Below are 762 nucleotides of genomic sequence, written 5' to 3' on the forward strand. Positions count from 1 at the left end.
GATTCTCCTTTCATTAGTTTTTATAATCTATATTATAATTTAACGAGAATTTTTGCTTGTGATTTATCGTTTACAAGTTGTTCAAATCCTGACTCCACAATATCATCTAACTCTATCTCATCAGTAACGACATCTTTAACTTTTAAATTACCTTCTTTAATTAAATCTATTGTTTGTTGAAATGTAGTAGGTGTATAAGCAATTGTCGAAGTGAGCTTTACACCTGTATTTGTTAATTGCATTGGATTCCATTCAATAGGATGGCCAAATATAGACACTATAACGACAGTACCTCTTGCTTTAGTAACGTCTATAGCAGATTTAAGTGTTGGTGCTACACCAGCTACTTCAAATGCTACATCCACGCCATTATCTGTATGTTTATTAATAACATCACTTGGGTTTGATTCACCGGAATTGATAGTATGAGTAGCACCTATTGCTTTAGCTTTATTCAATCTTTCTTCTGATAAATCAAAAACAAATATCTTACTCGCACCTGCAGCTTTGGCTGCTATTACTGTTAATAAACCGATTGGCCCTGCACCAAAAATAGCAACAGTATCGCCAAATAGAACTTCGCCTTCTTTAATTGCTTGAACTGCAACAGCGGTTGGCTCTACAAGAGCGCCTTCTTTATCAGAAACCTTATCTGGTAGCTTATAAACGTTCTCTTCTGGGACATTTGTAAATTCTGCAAATCCACCATCAGAACCTAAACCTATAAATGAATAACCATCGTAAAGATCAATATTTTCTTCT

At 34.5% G+C, this 762-nt stretch carries 1 protein-coding gene; it reads right to left on the reverse strand.

Features of this window, described 5'->3' with window-relative positions:
- Positions 1–32: 32 nt before the first annotated feature.
- Positions 33–762: zinc-binding dehydrogenase (locus KA894_RS14360; protein ID WP_204174405.1), on the reverse strand; the 730-nt coding region annotated here is incomplete at its 5' end.

This window comes from Staphylococcus sp. GDY8P131P, from assembly GCF_017891975.1.
GTDB classification, from domain to species: Bacteria; Bacillota; Bacilli; order Staphylococcales; family Staphylococcaceae; genus Staphylococcus; species Staphylococcus nepalensis.